The organism is Pseudarthrobacter woesei, from assembly GCF_055412745.1.
Map to the genome: position 1 here is coordinate 183,701 of NZ_JBVAYU010000001.1, position 22,291 is coordinate 205,991.

Consider the following 22,291-nt stretch of genomic DNA (forward strand, 5'->3'; position numbering starts at 1 on the left):
ACCCACCAGGAGCGAACCGTGCACGTCATTGTCATCGAGACCGCGCAACTCGGCGACCGCAGCTACCTCGTCCATGACGGCACGGTGGCGCTGGTCATTGACCCGCAGCGGGACACGGACCGGATCGAAGCGGCCGCCCGCGAAGCCGGGGTGACCATCACGCATGTGGCCGAGACACACATCCACAACGACTACATCACCGGCGGCGTTGAACTGGCCAGGGCACACGGCGCGGAGTACCTCGTGAACGCCGCGGATCCCGTGACGTTCGAGCGCCATCCGGTCACGGACGGCCAGACCATCCGGGTCGGCTCGCTGACGGTCAAGGCTGTCGCCACCCCCGGCCACACCCACACGCACCTGTCCTTCATCGTGGACGACGGCGCGCAGCAGGCCGTCTTTTCGGGCGGAAGTCTCCTCTATGGCTCGGTGGGCCGCACGGACCTCGTCGCTGCCGAGGACACCGCCGGCCTCAGCCGCGACCAGTACGCCTCGGTGCGGCGCCTCGTCCGGGAAGCCGCGCCGGACGCCGCCCTGTTCCCGACGCACGGCTTCGGCTCCTTCTGCTCCTCGGGCCCGGCCAGCGGAGCAGTATCCTCCACGATCGGAGAGCAGCTCACCGCCAACCATGCCCTGACGGACCCGGACGAGGACCACTTTGTCCACGAACTCATCGACAACCTCACGGCCTACCCGTCGTACTACGCCCACATGGCCGTGAGGAACGCGGCGGGTCCCGGCCCGGCGCAGCTGGCCGTCCCCGAATCGCTCGACGCCGCGGAGCTCAGCCGGCGGCTGGAGGCCGGGGAGTGGGTTGTGGACCTGCGGCGCCGGGTGGCGTTTGCCAGCAGCCATCTGAACGGCAGCGTGAGTTTTGAATACGGCAACAGTTTCAGCACCTACCTGGGCTGGGTGCTGCCGTGGGGCGAACACCTGACGCTGGTCGGCTCCCGCGAGGATGTGGAGGACGGGATCCGCGACCTCTCCCGGATCGGCATCGACTCCCCGGATGCCGCCGTCGGAACCGACCCGCACGCGCTGGCGCCCCAGGCCGCCGTCGTCTCCTATCCCCGGGTGGGCTGGGACGGCGTGCTCGCGGGCCGCGCTCCCGCAGACACCGTCGTGGACGTCCGGCGGCGTGATGAGTTTGCCGCCTCTCGGGTGGCCGGTGCCGTGAACGTGCCGCTGCATGAACTGCTGCTGCACCTGGAGGAGGTCCCCGCCGGTAAGGTGTGGGTCCATTGCCAGACCGGTTACCGCGCCGGCATCGCCGCCAGCCTGCTGGATCGCGCCGGTAGGGAAGTGGTCCACATCGACGCGACGTTTGGCGAGGCTGAGGCCGCCGGGATTCCCGTGGACACGGTGCAGGAAGAGCCGGGCTGAGCGAACACCCGGGCGCCGAAACGCCGGCCCCGGAAACGCTGGCGCGCCGGGCGGGGTTCTCTGGCAGAGTATGAGCATGCTCACAGTTATTGGCGAGGGCCTTGTAGACGTGGTCCAGCGGTCCTCCGGCACCCAAGCCCACGTCGGCGGAAGCCCGCTCAATGTGGCGGTGGGGCTGGCGAGGCTGGACCATCCGGTGCAGTTCATCGGCCGCTACGGGCGCGACGCCTACGGTGAATCGGTCGCGGCGCACCTGAAGAGCAGCTCCGTGTTGCTCCCGCTCGGGCCGGACGAGCTGCCCACGTCCGTGGCCACTGCCCTGATCGACGACGACGGCGCTGCCAGCTACACCTTCGACCTCGCCTGGGAGCTGCCCGGCCTCGCGGAACGGCTGCCGTTCATGCTGCAGGGCACCACCTTGCTGCACACCGGCTCGATCGCCACCATGCTGGCGCCCGGCGCCGCCGAGGTGCTCGCCGCCGTCGAACATGCCCATCCCTTCGCGACGATCAGCTTCGATCCCAACTGCCGGCCCAGCATCATCACGGACGTTGACTACGCGCGCCGGCAGGCCGAACGATTCGTCGCGCTCGCGGACGTGGTCAAGGCTTCCGATGAGGATCTCGAGTGGCTGTACCCCGGCGAGGATCCGCTGGATTCGGCCCGCCGCTGGCTCTCACTTGGCGGTTCCGAAGGCCCGGCCATGGTGGTGGTTACCCGCGGCGCCGCAGGTCCCTGGGGCGTCACCGCCGCCGGCGAAGCGCACTTCCCCGCACCATCCGTGACCGTGGCGGATACCGTCGGGGCCGGGGATTCCTTCATGGCGGCGCTGCTGTCCGGAGTGGTGGACCTGGGCCTGGACGGGGCGCAGAACCGCAAAAACCTTCGTGAACTTTCTGCCGGCAGCCTCCGAAAACTCCTGGCCCACGCCGCCTTCGCGGCAGCCGTGACCGTGTCCCGGGCCGGCGCCAACCCGCCCACCCGCGCGGAACTGAAGCGGATGGAGCAAAGGGCACAGGCCCCGGACCGCACCAGCAACTGAAAGGCAGCCATGTCACACCACGATGTCCCGGGCTTCAGCATCGGCAGTGAGTCATTCCAGGACGGCCAGACGCTGCCGCCGGCTCAGCGCGGAACCGCGACCGGGCCCGGCGCCAGCGATGAGTCACCGCAGCTGGGCTGGAGCGGCGCCCCGGCGGGAACCCGAAGCTACGCCGTCACTGTGTTCGATCCCGATGCCCCGGGCCGCGGCGGGTTCTGGCACTGGGCCGTGCTGGACATTCCGGCAGAGGTGACGTCCCTGCCGGCCGGAGCGGGCGCCCGGAACGGCGGAATGCTGCCGCCCGGTGCCTTCCAGCTGAAGAACGACGGCGGCACGTCCGGATACCTCGGTGCCGCGCCGCCGAAGGGCCACGGACCGCATCACTATGTCGTCACGGTCCGCGCCCTGGACATAGCCCGGTCCGGGCTGGACGCCGCCGCGTCTCCGGCGAAGCTCGAGTCAAAGCTCGGCGCCCACACCTTGGCAATGGCGACTCTCACCGGCACCTACGAGCGGCACTAGGACGCTACACCGGAACCGCGCGGCCGCCGTCGCCGCCGTCGCCGCCGCCGTCGCCGTCGTCGCCGTCGTCGCCGAATTCGCCGGAAGCCCGCGAACTCGCCGGAACCTTCCGGCGACCGGGCACGCTTCCGGCGATCCCGGCACACGGCGCGGTGAATGGGGCCATCGAAATGCCGCGGACCAGGCTGCCCGGGCCCGGAAACCGCCCCCGGTCCGCCGACGTAGACTGGCTGTATGCGGCTGGTAGCAAGTGATATTGACGGAACGATCCTCGGCCACGACGGAAGAATCAGTGACCGGACCGTCCGCGCGTTCCACGCCTGCCGCGATGCCGGGGTCGAACTCGTCTTCGTCACCGGACGTCCGCCGCGCTGGCTGCACCCCCTGCAGGACCAGCTGGGCCACACCGGAACCGTCATCTGCTCCAACGGCGCGGTCGTCTGGGACCTCGAGGCCGACCGGATGGTTTCGGCCCGGGCCCTGCAGCTCGACGCCGTCTTCGAGGCCCGCCGCATCATCCAGCGTCTGCGGCCCGCGGCGCTGTTCGCGGCCGAAACGCTCACCGGCTTCCACCTCGAGCCGGGTTTCATCGAGAACGGCTCCAGCAGGCTGCTCTCCGAATTCACCCCCGCGCCGCTGCACAGCACCCTCTCCGCGGCCGACTCGGTGGTGAAGTTCCTCGCCGTCGTCCGGGAGGGCAGCGCCGACGAATTCCTGGCCGAGGTGACGCCCGCCGTCGCGCATCTGGCCGCGGCCACCCACTCTGCGCCGAACATCGCGCTCCTGGAACTCTCCCTCCCCGGGGTCAACAAGGCCGTCACCCTCGCCGAATACGCCGCAAGCCTGGGCATCGAGTCCATGGACGTGGTGGCATTCGGGGATATGCCCAACGACATTGAGATGCTGCGCTGGGCCGGCGACGGCTACGCGATGGCCAGCGGCCACCCGGAGGCCATCCGCGCCGCAGGCCAGCAGGCCCCGCATTTCGACGACGACGGCGTCGCCCAGATCCTCGAGGCCAAGCTCGCTGCCCTGGGCGTCCGGCTGCCCTGACCGGCGCCCGCACCCGCGGCACCCGCGGCACCGATTCGATCACCGGACTCACAGCTTTCGGCCAACTGGCGTTCATCTTCGCCTCCTACCCTGAAGATCCGCGACGGATTGTTTGACTGATGGTGGGAAATCATGGCCAAGTACCGCACACACAACCTGGATGAACAGCCCCTGCGCCGGGTGGATCCGGACGCCCGGTGGCAGAGCCTGCAGCAGGGGGACCGCATCCGCGTGCGCCTGGCGCCGGGCTATGAAACGGGCGGCCTCGTGCAGGCCGTCACCGCGGATCACACCGCCGTCTGGGTGGACCTCGACGGCGGACGCGGCCGCACTCTGCTGCACTGCAGCGACGGCGTCGAAATCCTCCCGCATTCCTCCTGATCCGGGCACCCCGATGAACAGCTCCGGTACGCTTCAGGTGTGACGCACCCGCACCCCTTTTTTGCCTCCGGCGGCCCGGGCGACGACGGCGATGCCGCGTCGGGAGTACCCCTCGCCATGGCCCACCGGGGGTTCTCCCGGGACGGCCTGGAAAACTCCATGGCCGCGTTCCGTGCCGCCGTCGAACTGGGGTACCGGCATCTGGAAACGGATGTCCACACCACCGCCGACGGCGTCCTGTTGTTGTTCCACGATGAAACCCTGGACCGGGTCACGGACGGCAGCGGCCGGATCTCGGAGCTTTCCGCAGAAACCGTTGCCCGTGCCAGGATCAGCGGCGCCGAACCCATCCCGCTCTTCGAGGAACTCGTCACTGCCTTTCCGGAGGTCCGGCTCAACCTCGACGTCAAGGACTGGAACTCGGTGGACACCCTGGCTTCGGCGATCGAACGCTACGGACTGCATGACCGCGTGCTGATCGCCAGCTTCTCGGACCGCCGGCGCCGTGCCGTGCTGAAACAGCTGAGCCGGCCCGCCGCGGGCTCGGCCGGCATCCTGTCCAATGCCTTGTTTGTCCTGCTCGGCCCGGTGCTGCCGGAGCCTTTCCTGCGGCTCGTGGCGGGGCGTGCGCTCCGCGGCGTCCATGCCCTGCAGGTCCCTGTCAGCTACGGCGCCGTGGCCGTGGTGACGCCGGGCCTGGTCCGGCGGGCCCACCGGCATGGCCTGCACGTGCACGTCTGGACCATCAATGATCCGGCCGAAATGCACCGGCTCCTGGACCTCGGCGTCGACGGGATCGTCACGGACCGCGCGGACCTGCTCAAGGAAGTCCTGCAGGAACGCGGCCGTTGGCGGCCCTGACGGCGCGGCCGGCCAGCCGGGCAAGCGCTGTCCGCGGCGGCTGGCAGGATAGAGCCATGCGCATCCTTATCGCCCCGGACAAGTTCAAGGGCTCCCTCACCGCCGCCGAAGCCGCCGCCGCCATCGCCGAAGGTGCCCTGCGCGTCTACCCCGACGCCGAGGCCCTCCAGTTTCCGGTGGCCGACGGCGGCGAAGGGACGCTTGAGGCGGCCGTCGCTGCCGGGTACGAAGAGCGGATCAACGCCGTCGTGGGCCCGATACTGGCGCCGGTCGGCGCCGCGTGGGCCCTCCGCCTGGACGCTTTTGGCGGCGGTACCGCCGTGATCGAAACCGCGCAGGCTTCCGGCCTTGCGCACATGGACCCGACTCCGGCCAATGCCCTTCGCGCCCACAGCTACGGCTGCGGGCAGCTCATCGCCGCTGCGCTGGACGCCGGCGCCACCGAGATTGTGCTGGGCCTGGGCGGCTCGGCCATGAGCGACGGCGGCAGCGGCGCCCTCCGCGCGCTGGGACTCAAGCCGCTGGACGCCGCCGGCAACGTGGTCCCGCTGGGCGGCGGTTCACTGGCGGACGTGGCCTCGGTCGATGTCAGCGGCCTCGATCCGCGGCTGGCCGCCGTGAAATTCCGGATCGCCGTCGACGTGCAGAACCCGCTGTTCGGCAGCGACGGGACCGCCCATGTCTTCGCCCCGCAAAAGGGTGCGGACGGGGACGCCGTGGAACTGCTCGACGCCGGCCTGCGGAACTGGGCATCGGTGTTGCGCGAGGGGACCGGCCGGGACGTCAACGTTCCCGGTGCCGGTGCGGCCGGCGGCTTCCCGGCGTCGTTCCTGGCCTTCAGCAACGCCGCGCTGGAAGGCGGCTTCGAGCTGGTCGCCGGACTCACCGGCCTCGCCGGGAAGCTCGCCCAGGCGGACCTGGTGATCACCGGCGAGGGTTCGCTGGATTCCCAGTCGCTCACCGGCAAGGCGCCGATTGCGCTGGCCGATGCCGCGCAGAAACTGGGGATTCCGGTGATCGTGGTCGCCGGACGGATCCTGGTAACCCCGGAGGACCTCGCCAGGCACGGGGTGGTAGCCGCCGCGCAACTGCTGGACCTCGCCGGAAGCCCGGCCGACGCCGTCGCCAACGCCGCAAAGTACCTCACCCGGGCCACCAGCCAGGTGCTCGAAGGGGCCTGAGGCAATCCGGCGGCGCAAGCGGGTCCGGGAAACGGCCGGGCGTTCCCGTCAATCCGTCGGCATGGACTCTGGCCTCGGGTCCGGCCATGTCGATAAACTGTCGGGCATGGGGGAGTGACTCCCGGCCAGGGCCACGAATCATCAGATGTGGCCCCGGCAGGAGATGGAACATGAGCCCGGACCGGAACAGAACCCACGGCAAGCACGACGCCGCTGGCACACCGCCGCCGGAAGATACCCTCATCCCGCGCAGGCTGAAAGTTTCGCATATCAACGTCGTTGATCGCCCCGTGATGCGCAAGGCCCTGGGCGGCACCATCGTCGGCAACACCATGGAATGGTACGACGTGGGGGTCTTCGGCTACCTCATCACCACCATGGGGCCGGTCTTCCTGCCGGAGGCCGACAAGACCGTGCAGAACCTGTTTCTGCTGGGGACCTTTGCCGCCACCTTCATCGCCCGCCCACTGGGCGGCGTGTTCTTCGGCTGGCTGGGAGACAAGATTGGCCGGCAGAAGGTGCTGGCCATGACGCTCATGATCATGGCAGCGTCCACCTTCGTCGTCGGACTCCTCCCGGGGTACTCGGTCCTTGGAGTGTGGGCAGCCGTGCTGCTGGTCGTGACCAAACTCGTTCAGGGTTTCTCCACGGGCGGGGAGTACGCGGGCGCCACGACGTTTGTCAGTGAACATGCCCCCGACAGCCGCCGCGGCTACTTCGCCAGCTTCCTTGACCTCGGAAGCTACATGGGCTTTGCCCTCGGAGCGGCACTGGTGTCCGTGCTGCAGGTGACGCTCGGCCAGCCCGCCATGGAGGCCTGGGGCTGGCGGATCCCGTTCCTGATCGCCGGGCCGCTGGGGCTCGTGGCCATCTACTTCCGCCTGAAGATTGAAGAATCCCCCACATTCCAGGCCAGCCTTGACGCCCAGGCCTCGGGCGAGGCGGGCGCCGAGAGTGCCGCCGCGGCAAAGGGCCCGGTGGCAATCATTGCGTCCCACTGGCAGAGCATCATCCTGGCCATGATCCTGGTCGCGGCCGCGAACATCGTCGGCTACGCGCTGACGTCCTACATGCCGACCTATCTGACCGCGACCAAGGGCTATGACGAACTGCATGGCACGCTGCTGACCATTCCCATCCTGGTCGCGATGTCGGCGGCCATCCCGCTCACCGGACGGCTCTCGGACCGGATCGGCCGCCGCCCCGTGCTGTGGATCGGTTCGCTCGGGACCGTGGTGCTGGCGGTCCCGGCCTTCCTGCTGATCGGCATCGGGGAGATCTGGTCCACCCTCCTGGGGCTGGCCCTGGTCGCTTTTCCGCTGACGTTTTATGTGGCGAATCTGGCCTCTGCGCTGCCGGCGCTGTTCCCCACGGCCAGCCGGTACGGTGCCATGGGCATTGCCTACAATTTCGCGGTCGCAATTTTCGGCGGCACGGCCCCCTTTGTCATCGCCGCACTCATCGCCTCCACCGGAAATGACATGATGCCGGCTTACTACCTGATGGCCACCTCCGCCATCGGCGCCGTGGCGGTCTACTTCATCCGGGAAACAGCCGGACGCCCTTTGCTCGGTTCCATGCCGAGCGTTGATTCGGTGGACGAGGCCCATGAGCTGGTCGCGGGACAGGACGCCAACGAAAACCTGGATCTCAACGAGATGCCCTTCGACCACACCTACGAGCCGGCGGAAACGGAACCGGCAGAGACGGCCGCTCCGGCGCGCGAGGCAGCAGAAACGAAGGACAGGCCTGGCGGCTAGCGGGACTCCGCGGGACCCGGAACCTATGCGCCGGTCTCGCAGCGCGGATCGGCGACCGGCGTGGACTCGGGGAAGCCCTTCTTACGGAGGTAGACGGAGGCGCCCATCAATACGGCGACGGCCAGAAATTCACTCTGCCAGTTCCGGACGGACTCAGACCAGAAGCGGCTCGTTGCGAGGTGCCCGAGCACCGTCACGGGCGGCTGGCCGTGGCGTGTTGGCTTGCGGCGTTCGCCATTTCACATCCCTTTTTCGGCGTGCCGGCGGAGCCTGCTCGGCACATAGACCAGCAGGATAAGCAGCAACGCCAACAACACCGCCCCTGCGGTCAACCCCGCCGCCCGGCCCGCCGCGACGTCGAAAACCAGCGCGGAGGTCCCGACGCTGAGGAGCCCGATGCCGGCCAGGGAAACCTTGGCGATCCTGTCGGCGCTGGACACGAGGGCCGCCCTGAGATGCAGGCGGAACAGGCGGCGGTGCACACTCACGGGAAGCAGGATCAGGGCCGTGGTGAGCGCGGCCAGCGCCACATTGGCAAGGTAGAGAGTGGTTTGGAAGCCGTCCAGCGTCTCGAACCTCGACTGGAACGGCAGGGTCAGCAGGAAGCCCGCCAGAATCTGTACGCCGGTCTGCAACACCCGCAGCTCCTGCAGCAGTTCCATCCAGTTGCGGTCCAGTTTTTCGACGGCGGACTCGTTTGGCCGGTCCGTCGCGGACTCTGTTGGAGCGGATTCTCGTGGAGGGGGCGCTGACTCTGGATCGGACACTGGAGCGCCTCCCGGTGAATGAGGATCAGGCTGCGGTGGCAGTTAACTCTCAACCTAGGCTTGGGCTTTACGAATTTCAAGGCAGTACTAAGGGTGCTGATGAATTTCCGGGTAGGGTGGAGTTGTTTACTTCGTGGGGACAGCTTCGCAGGTCCGGGTGAGCACCCGAGGCCCGGGAAGCAGCCCTTGGAAAACCGACACTCCGGGTAGGTGGACTATGAGTGGTTCAGGCAAAAAGCAGGACCAACCCCGCGACCACCGGGGCGGCTACAGCCGCGCAGGTCGCCTTCACCAAGGCCCTGGCTCCGGGCCCCATCTGGACGCCCCTGATCCCGGCGACCGAGTGGCCGGACAAACTGCCATTCTTTGGCCAGGACACCCCGCTGCAGCGTGCGGGCCAGCCGGCCGAACTCGCCGCGGCCTACGTGCTCGTGGCCTTAGACCACGGCTGGTACATGTCCGGCGCAGTGTTGCCCGTCACGGGCGGCACGGGTCCCCGAGCCCCTACAAAGCAATTCCGGCAGACCCAAGAATCCACGCAGTTCAAGATTCCAGCACGGGAGGAACAGCATGACCGAGGAGAAACAGCAGGAGCCGATCGAGGAAGCCGGAGGCTACGGAACGCCCACAGCGGAGCAAGAGCTGTCCGGCGGAGACACTAAGAAGTTTGCCCAACCCCGCGAGGAAGAGGCTTTCGACGCCGCAGGACTCAGTCAGGACAGTCCGGACGGGGAGACCTACCCGGCCGGAGCCCCGGACCTGAGCCAGTTCGGCGCCGAAGACCAGGACAGTGCAGGAGAGCCCGGAGCAGGACGCTTCGGAGGAACGGAGGAACAAATGAATTCAGAAAACGCCAGCGCAACCCCCGCATTCCCCGCCGACGACCCGGAGAATTCCGAGATGGCCGTGCCTTCCTCGGAAGCGGAGATGGATGCGTCCAACACGGAGGAGCCCGACGCCAGGCGGCCGTTCTCCTCCGAGCCAGGCCAGGACGCGGCCGGCCTGCCCGACGGATCCGGAACTGATCTGCCCGAAGACAAGCCGGCCAAGGACCACGGCAGCGATGATGAGGAAGCCTTCGACGCCGGCTAAAAACGCCGGCGCAAACAGCGAAGGCCGGGATCCGTCCACCCTGCGGTGATCGGGCCCCGGCCTTCCGGCTGCGCCGCGCCGGCGCCGCGGTTGTTTAGCGGCGCTTCTTCGGCGCGCGCTTCACGGCGGCCGTGGCCGCGGCCAAAGCGCCTTCGGTTTCCGGTTCCGCGACCGTGCCGCGGGCCTTCGCGATGGCTTTCATCCCGTGGTAGATCACCAGAGCCGCTGCGGAGCCGAGGGCGATGCCGGTGAACACCAGGTCGCCGATGGTCCAGGTGTAGTCGGCGATGCCGACGATCAGCGCGACGGCGGCCGTGGTCAGGTTGATCGGGTTGGAGAAGTTCACCTTGTTCTGCACCCAGATCTTGACGCCCAGGACGCCGATCATGCCATAGAGCATCGTCGCCGCGCCGCCCAGCACGCCGGCCGGGACGGTGGCAATAAGTTCGCCGAACTTCGGCGAGAAGCTCAGCACCACGGCAAAGACACCGGCCACCCAATAGGCCGCCGTCGAGTAGACCTTGGTGGCGGCCATAACGCCGATGTTTTCCGCGTACGTGGTGGTGCCGGAGCCGCCGCCCATGCCGGCAAGCACGGTGGCGGCGCCGTCAGCCATCAGCGCCCGCCCGGAGACGCCGTCGAGGTTCTGGCCGGTCATCGCGGACACGGACTTCACATGGCCGATGTTCTCCGCCACGAGCACCAGCACCACCGGCACGAACAGGCCAACGACGCCGAGGTGGAATTCGGGGGTCTGGAAGAACGGCAGCCCCACCCACGCGGCGGAGTCCATCTTCGAGAAGTCCACTTCGCCGCGGACCATCGCCACGAAGTAGCCCACCACCACGCCGGCCAGGATGCTCAGCCGGCCCAGGATGCCGCGGAAGAAGACGCTGACGACGATGATCGTGGCCAGGGTGATGAGGGCCGTGATTGGGGCGGCGTCGAAGTTGTTCTTCGCGGCCGGGGCTAGGTTGAGGCCGATCAGCCCCACGATGGCACCCGTCACGATGGGCGGCATCAGGCGGTTGATCCAGCCGGCGCCGAACTTCTGCACCAGGGCGCCGATGATCGCCAGCCCGACGCCGGCCAGCACCACACCGCCGAGCGCACCGGCGACGCCGTACTGCTGCTGCGAAGCCATGATCGGGGCGATAAAGGCGAAGCTGGACCCGAGGTAGCTGGGCACCTGGCCCTTGGTGATGACCAGGAACAGCAGGGTGCCGATGCCGGAGAAGAAAAGAGTGGTGGCCGGCGGCATGCCCGTGATGATCGGGACCAGGAAGGTGGCGCCGAACATGGCGACAACGTGCTGCATCCCGACGCCAATGGTCAGCGGCCAGGCAAGGCGCTCATCGGGCTTCACCACCTCGCCGGGGCGGATGGACTTGCCGTTGCCGTGGAGCTTCCATTTGGTACCGAGCATGCTCATTGCCGGAGCCTTTCAGAGAATATTTGGCGGGGCGGGAAGGAATCTTCCGGAGCAACTTTACCGCGCGGGTGATTACGGCAGGTGTCGCCGGCGGCGCGGTTGTGCCGGACGTCACGGGGCGTTACGGGAAGCAGGGAACACAAGTTGAAGTTGCAACTATGGACAGTAACCAGTGGCCGCCGAGCCCGGCGGGCACGCACAGCGAAAGGGATGCCCATGACCATCGCCCATGACGAAGCAGTAATCGACGCCGCCGCAGTGGACGCCATCTTTGCCGAAGCCCGAACCGCCAACACCTTCACCGGCGAAGTCACCGAGGATCAGGCCCGCGCCATCTACGAACTCACCAAATTCGGGCCCACCGCCTTCAACTCGCAGCCGCTGCGCGTGACCTATGTCCGGTCCGAGGAGGCGCGCGCCACCCTGGTCGAAACCCTTGCCAACGGCAACCGCGCCAAAACCGCGTCCGCACCCCTCGTCGCGATCCTCAGCTACGACACGGCATGGCAGGAGCAGTGGGACAACTTCCTCCCCGGCTACAACGCGCCCAAGGCCATGTACGACGCCGCCCCGGAGTTGGCCGCGGCCACGGGCAACAACAACGCGCACCTGCAGGCCGGCTACTTCATCCTTGCGGTCCGCTCGCTCGGCTTCGCCGCGGGGCCCATGACGGGCGCGGACTTCAGCAAGATTGATGCGGCGTTCCACCCCGATGGCGGCCAGAAGAGCTTCCTCGTGGTCAACATCGGCCAGCCCGCCGAGGATGCATGGGGCGCGGCGAAGCCAAAGTTCGCCTTCGAGGACGTCGTCCGCACGGTCTAATCCCGTACGCGGAGGTGCCTCCGGCACCATGGGGGACAGGCCGGAGGCACTCGGGACGCAATTCTGCGGTTGAGCGCAAGGCCGCATCCGGGGCCGCTCTCCAGTTTAGTCCGTAGCGGGGCCTTAACTACAGGGGTAGCGGTCCTGCTCTGCCGGCTCCGTGGCAGACTTTCCCCATGCGGAACCTGATTGTCGTGGCCTTTCTGGAGCCCGTCGCCGAGGGGCTCGAATTTCCCCGTGATGACTGGCCACTGCACATCACGCTGGTCAAGTTCGACGTCGCCGACGCGTCGCCCGCAGCCGCGGCTGAAGCGGACCACGAGCCGGCTGCCGGCGACCCACTCGCAGAGCGAATTGCCGGACTTATGGCGGAACCGATCGCGGCGTTGCTCGGCAGCCGGGTCACGGCCGGCAGCGAAGCAGGATTCGGCCGGTCCGGGCTCATCCCGGTCAACCTGATCGAACCGAGCCTGCCGCTGCAGGAACTGCATGAGGCGCTTGTGGCGGTCGTGGCGGGGCTGTCCGGCCGGATTTCCACCCCCGGGTACACCCTGGAGGGCTACCGCCCGCATGTGTCCCACCGCGGCGAAAAACGGGTCAGCGAGGGCGAAGAGTTGGCCGTGGGCCGGATTGCCCTCCTTGACATGGCGCCGGACGGCGGCCACGCGTCCCGGCGGATCCTCAAGCTCTGGAAAGCCTAGACCGTCGGAACAAGCCGCACGCACAGGCAGACTGAACTCGGCGGCCCGCCGTCGAGCCCGGCAACTTCCGGTCGTGGTCTTACGGAATTATCCCGGGCGATAGCCATGGTTCATTGACCGGGGTGCAATACTGATGGCAATTGCGATGCTGGTCAGATCGACCTAGTGCCAATTACGTGCGGACCGGGGGGCCTCGACATGATGCTGGATACCTCGACCCTTCGTGTGGCGTTCGCTGTTGTGGCCCTGACCCTGCTGCTGCTGTTCTATTTCCTCAGTTTTCGCCGGACGCGTGCGGCCTACAGCGGCTGGTGGTGTGTGTCGCTGATCCTGTTCCTCACCGGGTCCGCCGCGTACCTGCCGGACGGCACGGCACATCAAGTCTGGGCCAACCCGCTGGGAAACGTCCTGCTGGTCGCCGGCGCCGGGAGTGTGTGGGCCGGTGCCCGGTCACTGCGCACTGCCGTACCCGGGGTTTCGTCCCTTGCGGCCGGGCCCGTCGTGGTTGCGGTGGCCTCGGTGCTGGAAAACCCCGCCACCAACAACTGGGCGGGTGGTGCCGTCTTCCTCGGGCTCATGAGCGTGTTGATCGGGCTGTCGTCCCGTGAGCTTTTCCTGCTGGACTCCACGTACTCCCGGGTGCACCGCACCCTGGCCGTGGGCACGGGTGTTTTGTCCGTCTACTACCTTGGCCGCCTGCTGGCATTCCTGGTCGAAGGGCGCAATGGCGCGGTGTTCATGACCGTTTTCGGATCCGCGGTCACCACCATCTTCACCGCCGTGCTGCTGGTGGTGGCGTCGTTCACCATGGCCGAACTCAGCTATGAACAGCAGACCCGGGATCTGCGTGCCCGCGCCACCGTCGATGGGCTGACAGGACTACTGAATCGCTCGGCGTTCCTGGACCTCGCAGAGAATGAGCTGCGCCGCCTCCACCGCGCCAGGACCACGGCGTCGCTGATCCTGGCCGATCTGGATCATTTCAAGGCCATCAACGACGAGTTTGGGCATTCAGCGGGGGACACCGCCCTGCAGGCGTTTGCGGATGCCTGCACCTCCACTGTGCGCTCATCCGACCTCGTGGGGCGGTACGGCGGAGAGGAATTCATCATCCTGCTGCCGGGCGTCACCCCCGAACGGGCCGGGGAAATCACGTCGAACATCAGCCGCCGGCTCCAGGCCTCCCCGCCAGAACTGATCCCCCGCCTGCCCACCTCCAGCTACGGGATCGCGTCGACGGCGCCCGGCCGGGTGGATCTTGAAGCGATGATCGCCGCCGCGGACGCCGCCCTCTACCGGGCCAAGACGCTGGGCCGGGACCGCGCGGTCCTGGCCGGCAACCTCCCCGAGGACAAATCAGCCTGACTGCCGGCCGCCGGCGGCCACGTTGCGCAGAAGGAACGCTCTTAGGAAATAACGCTGTCGACGAGTGCCTTCGCCTCGGCCTGGACCTGCTTGAGGTGCTCGGCCCCCTTGAAGGACTCGGCGTAGATCTTGTAGACGTCCTCGGTGCCGGAGGGGCGGGCCGCGAACCAGGCGTTCTCGGTGACCACCTTGAGCCCGCCGATCGCCGCGCCGTTGCCCGGCGCTTCGGTCAGCTTCGCGGTGATGGTCTCGCCGGCGAGTTCCGTGGCGGTGACGTCCGACGGCGAGAGCCTTCCCAGCGCGGCTTTTTGCTCACGCGTGGCCGCGGCATCGATCCGGGCGTACACCGGGTCGCCGAACTGGTCGGTGAGGCCCTTGTAGAGCTGCGACGGCGACTTCCCCGTCACGGCGGTGATTTCCGAGGCCAGCAGGGCCAGTAGGATGCCGTCCTTGTCCGTGGTCCAGACGCTGCCGTCTTTTCTGTTGAAGGACGCGCCGGCGGATTCCTCGCCGCCGAAAGCCCCCTCGCCGGAGAGCAGCCCGGGGACGAACCACTTGAAGCCGACGGGGACCTCCACGAGTTTCCGGCCCAGGCTTTCGGCTACGCGGTCGATGATCGAGGAGGAGACCAGGGTCTTTCCGATCACTGACTGCGGGTTCCAGCCGGTCCGGTGGCGGTACAGGTAGTCGATCGCGACGGCGAGGTAGTGGTTGGGGTTCATCAGCCCGCCGTGTCCGTCAACAAAAGGTGTGACGATGCCGTGGCGGTCGGCGTCGGCGTCGTTGCCGGTGGCGATGTCGAAGGCCGTTTTGCCGGGCCCGGCCTCCGACATCCGGTTGATCAGCGAGGCCATCGCCGACGGGGAGGAGCAGTCCATCCGGATCTTCTCGTCCCAGTCGAGGGTCATAAAGGCCCACTGCGGGTCGACGGTGGGGTTGACCACGGTGAGGTTCAGGTGGTGGCGTTCGCCGATCTCGCCCCAGTAGTCCACCGAGGCGCCGCCCATGGGGTCGGCGCCGATCCGGACGCCGGCTTCGCGGATCGCGTTGAGGTCCAGGACCGAGGGGAGGTCATCCACGTAGCTGCTGAGGAAGTCGAACTTGCCGGTGGTGCCGGCGCTGAGGGCCTCGGCGAGGGGGATGCGCTTCACCCCACGCAGCCCGTTCTCGAGCAGTTCGTTGGCGCGGTTGGCGATCCAGCCCGTGGCGTCCGAGTCCGCGGGTCCGCCGTGCGGGGGGTTGTACTTGAAGCCGCCGTCTCCGGGCGGGTTGTGGCTCGGGGTGACCACTATGCCGTCAGCCTGCGGCGCCCCGGCGGGGGAGTTGTTGTTGTGCGTGAGGATCGCGTGGCTCAGGGACGGCGTGGGCGTGTAGCCGTGGCGGGCATCGATCAGCACGTTCAGGCCGTTCGCCGCGAGCACTTCCAGGGCGGAATTCTGCGCCGGTTCGCTCAGAGCGTGGGTGTCCTTGGCCAGGTACAGCGGGCCGGTGATGCCCTGGCCCGCCCGGTATTCCACGATCGCCTGCGTGATGGCGAGGATGTGCGGTTCGTTGAAGGAGGCTTTCAAGCTGGAGCCCCGGTGGCCGGAGGTTCCAAAAGCCACCCGTTGGCCGGGGTCCGTGAGGTCCGGGGTCACGTCGTAGTACGCATCCAGGAGCGCAGTGAGATCAACAAGGTCTTGGGGTTGGGCAACAGTGCCCGCGCGGCTAGCCATTGCACCAGCATGCCAGACGACGACCGGCCACAACACGGTTTAGACGGAATCCGGCCCCTATGACGTAAGAAATATCCTGATCTTTGAAGCGGCGCGGCGGTACCCTGAAATCAGGCACTTCAAAAGGGGAAAAACCATGACTGACCAGCCGAAACAGGGCAACGACGCGACGCCGGAGGGCTACCAGCCGCCGTCCTACGTTCCGTCCCAGGAATCCGAGGTCCCGGGACCCCCGGTACCGGCGCCGTCCGCTACCCCCGCAGCTCCGGACTACGAGCAGCAGGCCTATGGGGCAGAGGGCCAGACAGGGGAGCAGCCCGGTCATCAGCCCACGGGTCCCTACGGTACCGCCTACGGTGCGCCGGCCCAGCAGCCGCCCTATGAGCAGCCGCCCTATGAGAAGCAGCCGTACGGGCAGCAGCCCTACGGTGCCCCCGGGCAGCCGTACGCCCAGCCAGGCCAGCAGCCGTACGGAGCGCCGGCACAGTACGGCCAGCCGGGGAGCCCTTACAACGCCTACGGCCAGCCGGGCTACTACAGCATGCCGCCGGAACCCAAGGGCCTGAGCATCGCGAGCATGTGCTGCGGCATCGCGGCGCTGGTCGGATTCGGGTTCTTCCTGCTGCCGCAGGTTGCCGCCGTCATTCTGGGGCACATGGCCCTCCAGCGGGAGCCGTCCGGCAAGGGCATGGCGATCGCCGGCCTGGTGATGGGATATGTCGGGATCGCGGTCGCCGTGCTGGTCATCGTGATCATCGCAATCGCCGCCGGAAGCATGAACTACACCCGCTACGGGGCCTAAGACGCCAGCTGGCCGCTCAGCGTCCGGTCGGTCAGGGCCTCTATCAGCCGCCCGGCGTTGGCCTCGAGCCAGTCGCCGCGGCGGCTGATGAGTTCACCCACGCCTTCATCCCACATTCGGGCCCAGCCGCCGCCCAGCGTTGCGGCGTTGTGCCGCATCCGATCCCGGCTGAGCGCCGCGGCCCCGACGCCGAAGTCCGGCAGCCGAGGCCGTATGCAGGCGACGCAAGAGTTTGGCCACGGAAACCAGGAGTTCCTCGGACTGCACCCAGGCCTCGGGTACGGGGGCCGGCGCAGTCGCCGGGCAGGAACGAAAGGACATCGCGGCCCGGGTCATCCCGGCCCCGGAACCGCGGCGAACCGTCGAACCCGGCATCCTCCAGCCAGTCCAGGTACGCCGCGACGGCCAGGGACTGTGGCTGGTGTGGGCGGCGGATCGTTCCGCCCACCCGCACCACGCCGTCGGTGACATCGCCCGCCGGCATGAGTTCGACGTCGGACGCCTCGCCGGGGGCGGGGACGCAGACGCGCGACTCAACCGGTACTCGGTGCCTGGAGCTCATCGGCTCAGCGTACGCCGCCCATGAGCTTCTTGATCGCCGGGGAGGCCGCAGCCAGGCCGACGGCCAGCAGCATGGCAGTTCCGCCGATGCCGATGAAGTACGGCAGTTCGTCCTTTGGGTTGTACAGGCCCGACAGGATGCCGGCCAGCGTGGTGCCCAGGGACACGGACAGGAAGAACAGTGCCACCATCTGGGTGTGGAAGGCCTTGGGGGCCAGCTTGGTGGTCACGGACAGGCCGATGGGGGAGAGGAACAGCTCCGCGAGGGTGAACAGGAGCAGGATCCCCACCAGCGCCAGCAGCGGGGTCTTGCCCTCTCCTGCCAGCGGAATGAAGGCCAGGAACGCCAGGCCCATCACAAAGAGGCCGATCGAGAACTTCAGCGCCGAGCCCGGCTGCCTGCGGCCCAGACGGGTCCACAGAGCGGCCAATACGCCGGCAAAGATGATGATGAACACCGGGTTGATGGACTGCACCCAGGCGGCCGGCATTTCCCAGCCGAACAGGTTGCGGTCCAGCTTTTCCTCCGAGTACACGGCAATGAAGGTGAACTGCTGCTGGAACAAGGCCCAGAACGCTGCGGAAGCGATATAGAGGGGGATGAAGGCTGCCACGCGGCGGCGTTCGGTGCCGTTGACCTTCTTGCTGCTGAAAATCAGGGCAAAGTACAGCACGGACGCGGCGATGGCGGCGTACGCCATGGACATGGCCAGGTTCTCGACGTTCACGATGCCGGTGGCGAGCAGTACGGCGATCACAGCGGCGATACCGGCGAAGCGGAGGCCGTACTTGGTGCGCTCGGCGGCGGGCAGCGGGTTGTGCACCCGGTGCGCTTCCTCGGGCAACTTCTTGCGGCCGAAGGCATAGATGCCGAGGCCCAGGGCCATGCCGACGGCGGCGGCACCGAAGCCCCAGTGGAACCCCTGGCTTTCCTGCAGCCAGCCGGTCACCAGCGGACCGATCAGGGCACCGGCGTTGATGCCCATGTAGAAGATGGAGAAGCCGGCGTCGCGGCGTTCGTCCTTCTCGCGGTACAGGCTGCCGACCAGCGCCGTGGCGTTGGCCTTGAGGCCGCCGGAGCCGACGCCCACCAGCACGAGGCCGGTGACCAGGCCGGGGATGCCCGGAACCAGGGCCAGCGCGATGTGGCCGGCCATGATCATGACGGCGGAGCCGAACAGGACGCGCTCGGATCCGAAGAGCCGGTCCGCGAGCCACGCGCCGAGGATGGTGGAGAGGTAGACGCCGCCGCCGTAGGCGCCGACAAGGCCGGCGGCCAGGCCCTTCTCAATCTCCAGGCCGCCCTCAGCGGCGGTGAAGTACATGTAGTAGAGGAGAATGCCCTGCATTCCGTAGAAGGAGAAGCGCTCCCACATTTCTACGGAGAAGAGGCTGGCCAGCATCTTTGGGTGGCCAAAAAAGGAGGTATCGCCCTGCGTTGTAGCGGGGGGCTCGGATAAATGAGTTGTGCTCATTTACTTAATGCTGACAGTGTGACGCGCGATTGTCACATTCAGGGCCGCCCGGGGCAAGTCACGCGGGGCCGGATTTCCGGCCCTTTTCCACGGAGTCCCCCGTCGTGGCTACCGCCTGGGCGGGGTCCCCGGCGTCGAACATGATGACCTGGCGGACGGCTTTCCCGTCGGCGAGCTGGTCCATCGCCTGGTTGATGTCGGCCAGGGCGATGCGCGCCGAGATCAGCTCCTCGACCGGCAGTTTTCCTTCCCGCCAGAGCTGGGCGTACTTGGGGATGTCCCGGGCCGGTACCGCGGAGCCGAGGTAGCTGCCGACGATTGTCCGGGCCTCGGCCGTGATGGTCAGCGGCGAGATCTGGGCGCGGGCATCCGGGTGCGGCAGGCCTGCAGTGATCGTGGTTCCGCCCACGGCGGTGGCGGCGAAGGCGGTTTCGAAGGCGCGCGGGTTGCCGGCGCATTCGATCACGTACCTGGCTTTGATGCCGTGTTCGAGGACCTGCTGCGGGGTGTAGGTCTCGTGGGCGCCCAGCCGGCTTGCGTGCTCGAGTTTTTCATCCAGGGTGTCCACGGCGACGATCCGGGACACGTTCTGGGAGATCGCGGTGATCAGGGCCGCCATACCAACCCCGCCGAGTCCCACGATCATGATGCTGTCTTGTGGCCTGGGCCGGGCAGCGTTGAGGACGGCGCCGCCTCCGGTGAGTACGGCGCAACCGAGGACGGCGGCAATGTCTGCGGGGATGTCGTCGCCGACCGGCACGGCCGAGGCGCGGTCCACGACGGCGTGCGTGGCGAAGCCCGAGACGCCCAGATGGTGGAAGATCTTCTCGCCGCTGCGGTCCAGGTGCATCGAGCCGTGCAGGAGCGTGCCGTCACCGTTGCTCTTCGAACCCGTGGTGCAGGGGAGCCGGCCGTCTTCGGCGCAGTTCTCGCACTGTTCGCAACGCGGCAGGAAGGACATCACCACACGCTGCCCCGGCTGCAGGTCCGTGACATCCGAGCCGACCTCGACGACGCGCCCCGCAGCCTCATGCCCCAGCAGCATCGGAACCGGGCGCACCCGGTTGCCGTCAACGACGCTCAGGTCCGAGTGGCAGATACCGGCGGCCTCGATCCTGACCAGAATCTCGGTGGGCCCGGGACCTTCCAGCTCCAGCTCGGAGATGGTGATGGGCCTGGAGTCAGCGAACGGGCGGGGGCGGCCGATTTCCTCAAGTACTGCACCGGTGATCTTCATCGATCCCTCTCATGGGTTTCCAGACTGGACATGTGGTGGCGTTGCTCAGCTAAACCGTATCGGCACCTGCCGGTGAAATCACCCACGTCCGGCGGGTCGTGAGGCTAGAACCCCAGCTGCGCGGACAGCTGCAGCAGCAGCGCCTCGGAACCCATCGGCCCGATCAACTGGATGCCCATCGGCAGCCCGGCGCCCTTGGCCCCGCCGGTCCAGTGCACCGGAATGCTGATGGCGGGCAGCCCGCACACGTTCACCATCGAGGACCAGGGCGCGTATTCGCACTGCTTGCGGTAGTCGCCGTCGGCGTCGCCCGCCCATTCGGCCGCCGGCCAGTAGCCGTCTCCGTGGGCCGCGCCGGTGAACCAGCCCACCGGGCGCGGGGTCTGGGCCAGCGCCGGCATCAGGATGAGGTCCCAGGCGGCGTACTGGGAAATAGTGTCGCGCTGGAACTGCCGCAGGAATCCGAGGGACTCGTTGAGCTTGGCCGGGCTACGCTGCTGGGCGCGGCGCCGGAACGTCCGGGTCAGCGGGGTCAGGAGCGCCTCGCGCTGCGGGACAATCCGGGCGCTTCCGACGGCGGCGGTCCAGGCCGTGGTGAACGCGCCCGGGTAGCGGTTGTCATAGCGGACGGCGGCTTCACTGGTTTCGTGGCCGGCTGCCTCCAAAAGGCTGATTCCCGCCGCCAGGGCATCGAGGGCCTCGGGCTCCGGCGTGAAGGGGAAGATGGCCTGCCACGGGCTGTCCAGGCTCACGCCGATCCTCAGCCTGCGCGGCTCGCGGGCGGCGAGTTCGAGGTAGCCTGGCGCGGAATCGCCGGGTGTCCCCGACGGGCCGGGTACGAGCGCATCGAGCATCAGCGCGGCATCCGCGGCCGAGCGCGCCAGCGGCCCGGTGACCACCAGGCCGGCGGGATCACCGGCGCTTTCCCCCGCGGGGACGAGTCCCCGGCCCGGCTTCAGTCCGACGAGGCCGCACGCCGCGGCCGGAATGCGGACCGAACCGCCGCCGTCGGACCCGGGCGCGAAAGGCACCAGCCGGGCGGCCACCGCGGCAGCGCTGCCTCCGGAGGAGCCGCCTGAGCTGCGGCTGGGCGCATGCGGGTTGCGCGACGGTGGCGCGATCCGGTTCTCGCTGTACGCCGTAAGTCCAAACTCCGGAACCTGCGTCTTGCCCAGTGAGATGACGCCGGCATGCCTGAGCGCGGCGGCCAGGGCGCCGTCGAGCAATGCGGGCTTGTGCTCCAGGGCGGCGCTGCCGTGCGTCGTGATGACACCCGCGACGTCCGTCAGGTCCTTGAAGGCAACCGGCATGCCGTGGAGCAGCGGAAGCCCGGTCCTGTCGCGGGTGGCGCGGGCATGGAGCTCATCGGCGCCGGCCGCGTCCCGGAGGGCGTGCTCCGCCGTGACGGTGATGAACGCGCCGAGGTGCGGGTTCCCGGCCGCGATGCGGTCCAGGAAGTGGCCGGAGGCCTGACGCGCGGAGAGTTCCCCGGTGCGCAGGCTCTCGCGCAGTTCGACGGCGGAAAGCTCGTGGATTTCAGCCAAGGAAACGCGGCTCCAGGGCACCCGAGCGGTCCGGGGGACATGTCCAGTTTTCGGGCTGGCGGGAGGACATGGTGGCATTGTGCCCAGTCCTGGCGGCCGGGGGAGGGCATGTCCCGCGGGGGCACGGCGGGATGGTGGGCCGGTCAGCTGCCATGGGTCTCCTGTGCGCCATCCCAGAAGCGTAACGTGCCGGCTGCGGGCGTGCGGCGCAGGCCGCTGGCGATACGCTGGAGGAAGACCATGCATTCTGCGGAAAGGACGACCATGAGCGACTTCGACACCGTCACCGTGTCCGGCATCCCTGAGGGCGCCAAGATCCTCGACGTCCGCGAAGACTACGAATGGGCCGCGGGCCACGCGGAAGGTGCCCTGCACATTCCGCTGGACCAGCTCCCGGACCGGATCGATGAAGTGGATCCGGACGAGGACCTCTACATCATCTGCCGCACCGGGGCCCGGTCCTTCCGTGCCACGCAATGGCTCGTGGGGCACGGCTATTCCGCCCTGAACGTCGCCGGCGGCATGGACCAATGGCTTGAAACCGGAATGCCGCTGGTGTCCGACAACGGACTCAAGCCCGTCATCCTGTAAACGA

Annotated in this window: 23 protein-coding genes and 2 pseudogenes; 16 read left to right on the top strand and 9 right to left on the bottom strand. The window is 68.0% G+C overall.

Annotated features, from left to right (window positions below):
• Window positions 1-18: 18 nt before the first annotated feature.
• The 3 genes from ACZYZE_RS00870 (at window position 19) to ACZYZE_RS00880 (ending at window position 2,947) form a co-directional block, all read left to right on the top strand.
• Window positions 19-1,383: an MBL fold metallo-hydrolase gene (locus ACZYZE_RS00870; protein WP_463905699.1), complete on the top strand. Its 1,365-nt coding sequence runs from the start codon at window positions 19-21 to the stop codon at window positions 1,381-1,383.
• Between the two features lie 76 nt (window positions 1,384-1,459).
• Complete coding sequence (locus ACZYZE_RS00875) at window positions 1,460-2,425, top strand: carbohydrate kinase family protein (RefSeq protein WP_463905700.1); 966 nt, start codon at window positions 1,460-1,462, stop codon at window positions 2,423-2,425.
• 9 nt (window positions 2,426-2,434) lie between these two features.
• Window positions 2,435-2,947 carry a YbhB/YbcL family Raf kinase inhibitor-like protein gene (locus tag ACZYZE_RS00880; protein ID WP_463905701.1) on the top strand — a complete coding sequence of 171 codons (513 nt, stop codon included), beginning with the start codon at window positions 2,435-2,437 and terminating at the stop codon, window positions 2,945-2,947.
• A gap of 4 nt (window positions 2,948-2,951) precedes the next feature.
• Here ACZYZE_RS00880 and ACZYZE_RS00885 read toward each other — a convergent pair whose 3' ends face one another.
• Window positions 2,952-3,113, bottom strand: coding sequence for a hypothetical protein (locus tag ACZYZE_RS00885; protein WP_463905702.1), 162 nt, complete (start codon window positions 3,111-3,113; stop codon window positions 2,952-2,954).
• Window positions 3,114-3,181: 68 nt separating this feature from the next.
• Here ACZYZE_RS00885 and ACZYZE_RS00890 point away from each other — a divergent pair, with 68 nt between their 5' ends.
• From ACZYZE_RS00890 to ACZYZE_RS00910, 5 genes are all read left to right on the top strand, one after another.
• Window positions 3,182-4,000 carry an HAD family hydrolase gene (locus ACZYZE_RS00890; protein ID WP_459318404.1) on the top strand — a complete coding sequence of 273 codons (819 nt, stop codon included), beginning with the start codon at window positions 3,182-3,184 and terminating at the stop codon, window positions 3,998-4,000.
• Window positions 4,001-4,132: 132 nt separating this feature from the next.
• Complete coding sequence (locus ACZYZE_RS00895; protein ID WP_459318403.1) at window positions 4,133-4,381, top strand: hypothetical protein; 249 nt, start codon at window positions 4,133-4,135, stop codon at window positions 4,379-4,381.
• Between the two features lie 39 nt (window positions 4,382-4,420).
• Window positions 4,421-5,242: a glycerophosphodiester phosphodiesterase family protein gene (locus ACZYZE_RS00900; RefSeq protein WP_459318402.1), complete on the top strand. Its 822-nt coding sequence runs from the start codon at window positions 4,421-4,423 to the stop codon at window positions 5,240-5,242.
• A gap of 56 nt (window positions 5,243-5,298) precedes the next feature.
• A complete protein-coding gene (locus ACZYZE_RS00905) occupies window positions 5,299-6,423 on the top strand; it encodes a glycerate kinase (RefSeq protein WP_459318401.1) in 1,125 nt (374 codons plus the stop codon).
• A gap of 170 nt (window positions 6,424-6,593) precedes the next feature.
• Window positions 6,594-8,183, top strand: coding sequence for an MFS transporter (locus ACZYZE_RS00910; RefSeq protein WP_463905705.1), 1,590 nt, complete (start codon window positions 6,594-6,596; stop codon window positions 8,181-8,183).
• Between the two features lie 23 nt (window positions 8,184-8,206).
• On the opposite strand, the pseudogene ACZYZE_RS00915 reads toward ACZYZE_RS00910, so the two are convergent.
• Window positions 8,207-8,392 (bottom strand): annotated as a pseudogene (locus tag ACZYZE_RS00915) (DUF6766 family protein); the annotation flags it as partial.
• A gap of 30 nt (window positions 8,393-8,422) precedes the next feature.
• Window positions 8,423-8,950, bottom strand: a complete 528-nt coding sequence (locus tag ACZYZE_RS00920; RefSeq protein ID WP_459318399.1) for a DUF6328 family protein — start codon at window positions 8,948-8,950, stop codon at window positions 8,423-8,425.
• Between the two features lie 272 nt (window positions 8,951-9,222).
• Between ACZYZE_RS00920 and ACZYZE_RS00925 the strand changes: the two are divergent.
• Together ACZYZE_RS00925 and ACZYZE_RS00930 are read left to right on the top strand one after the other, a co-directional pair.
• A pseudogene (locus ACZYZE_RS00925) lies at window positions 9,223-9,444 on the top strand (SDR family oxidoreductase); the annotation flags it as partial.
• 76 nt (window positions 9,445-9,520) lie between these two features.
• On the top strand, window positions 9,521-10,042 hold the full coding sequence (locus tag ACZYZE_RS00930) for a hypothetical protein (RefSeq protein WP_463905708.1): 522 nt from the start codon (window positions 9,521-9,523) through the stop codon (window positions 10,040-10,042).
• A gap of 94 nt (window positions 10,043-10,136) precedes the next feature.
• Here ACZYZE_RS00930 and ACZYZE_RS00935 read toward each other — a convergent pair whose 3' ends face one another.
• Window positions 10,137-11,474, bottom strand: a complete 1,338-nt coding sequence (locus tag ACZYZE_RS00935; protein ID WP_459318397.1) for a uracil-xanthine permease family protein — start codon at window positions 11,472-11,474, stop codon at window positions 10,137-10,139.
• A gap of 216 nt (window positions 11,475-11,690) precedes the next feature.
• Here ACZYZE_RS00935 and ACZYZE_RS00940 point away from each other — a divergent pair, with 216 nt between their 5' ends.
• The 3 genes from ACZYZE_RS00940 to ACZYZE_RS00950 all read left to right on the top strand — a co-directional run bounded on the left by ACZYZE_RS00940 (window position 11,691) and on the right by ACZYZE_RS00950 (window position 14,362).
• Window positions 11,691-12,296 carry a malonic semialdehyde reductase gene (locus tag ACZYZE_RS00940; RefSeq protein WP_459318396.1) on the top strand — a complete coding sequence of 202 codons (606 nt, stop codon included), beginning with the start codon at window positions 11,691-11,693 and terminating at the stop codon, window positions 12,294-12,296.
• A 176-nt stretch (window positions 12,297-12,472) separates the two neighbouring features.
• Entirely contained in the window at window positions 12,473-12,997 is a 525-nt protein-coding gene (locus tag ACZYZE_RS00945) for a 2'-5' RNA ligase family protein (RefSeq protein ID WP_459319821.1), read from the top strand.
• A 198-nt stretch (window positions 12,998-13,195) separates the two neighbouring features.
• Complete coding sequence (locus tag ACZYZE_RS00950; RefSeq protein WP_459319822.1) at window positions 13,196-14,362, top strand: GGDEF domain-containing protein; 1,167 nt, start codon at window positions 13,196-13,198, stop codon at window positions 14,360-14,362.
• A gap of 41 nt (window positions 14,363-14,403) precedes the next feature.
• Here ACZYZE_RS00950 and pgm read toward each other — a convergent pair whose 3' ends face one another.
• A complete protein-coding gene (pgm, locus tag ACZYZE_RS00955; protein ID WP_463905711.1) occupies window positions 14,404-16,077 on the bottom strand; it encodes a phosphoglucomutase (alpha-D-glucose-1,6-bisphosphate-dependent) in 1,674 nt (557 codons plus the stop codon).
• Window positions 16,078-16,213: 136 nt separating this feature from the next.
• Between pgm and ACZYZE_RS00960 the strand changes: the two genes are divergently transcribed.
• Entirely contained in the window at window positions 16,214-16,879 is a 666-nt protein-coding gene (locus ACZYZE_RS00960) for a DUF4190 domain-containing protein (protein WP_463905713.1), read from the top strand.
• Here the strand turns inward: ACZYZE_RS00960 and ACZYZE_RS00965 are convergent.
• The gene (locus ACZYZE_RS00965) at window positions 16,876-17,037 is read right to left on the bottom strand and encodes a hypothetical protein (RefSeq protein WP_463905715.1); all 162 of its coding nucleotides are present in this window, start codon (window positions 17,035-17,037) and stop codon (window positions 16,876-16,878) included. The genes ACZYZE_RS00960 and ACZYZE_RS00965 overlap by 4 nt on opposite strands.
• Before the next feature lie 74 nt (window positions 17,038-17,111).
• Here ACZYZE_RS00965 and ACZYZE_RS00970 point away from each other — a divergent pair, with 74 nt between their 5' ends.
• Window positions 17,112-17,465, top strand: coding sequence for a hypothetical protein (locus ACZYZE_RS00970; protein ID WP_463905718.1), 354 nt, complete (start codon window positions 17,112-17,114; stop codon window positions 17,463-17,465).
• Here the strand turns inward: ACZYZE_RS00970 and ACZYZE_RS00975 are convergent.
• The 3 genes from ACZYZE_RS00975 to ACZYZE_RS00985 all read right to left on the bottom strand — a co-directional run bounded on the left by ACZYZE_RS00975 (window position 17,446) and on the right by ACZYZE_RS00985 (window position 21,696).
• The gene (locus ACZYZE_RS00975; protein ID WP_459319827.1) at window positions 17,446-18,915 is read right to left on the bottom strand and encodes a peptide MFS transporter; all 1,470 of its coding nucleotides are present in this window, start codon (window positions 18,913-18,915) and stop codon (window positions 17,446-17,448) included. The genes ACZYZE_RS00970 and ACZYZE_RS00975 overlap by 20 nt on opposite strands.
• Before the next feature lie 58 nt (window positions 18,916-18,973).
• Window positions 18,974-20,152 (bottom strand): alcohol dehydrogenase catalytic domain-containing protein, encoded by a 1,179-nt coding sequence (locus ACZYZE_RS00980; RefSeq protein ID WP_463905722.1) that lies wholly within the window; start codon window positions 20,150-20,152, stop codon window positions 18,974-18,976.
• Between the two features lie 104 nt (window positions 20,153-20,256).
• Window positions 20,257-21,696 carry an amidase gene (locus ACZYZE_RS00985; RefSeq protein ID WP_463905723.1) on the bottom strand — a complete coding sequence of 480 codons (1,440 nt, stop codon included), beginning with the start codon at window positions 21,694-21,696 and terminating at the stop codon, window positions 20,257-20,259.
• A 264-nt stretch (window positions 21,697-21,960) separates the two neighbouring features.
• Here ACZYZE_RS00985 and ACZYZE_RS00990 point away from each other — a divergent pair, with 264 nt between their 5' ends.
• Window positions 21,961-22,287, top strand: a complete 327-nt coding sequence (locus tag ACZYZE_RS00990) for a rhodanese-like domain-containing protein (RefSeq protein WP_463905725.1) — start codon at window positions 21,961-21,963, stop codon at window positions 22,285-22,287.
• The last annotated feature ends 4 nt before the right edge of the window (window positions 22,288-22,291 follow it).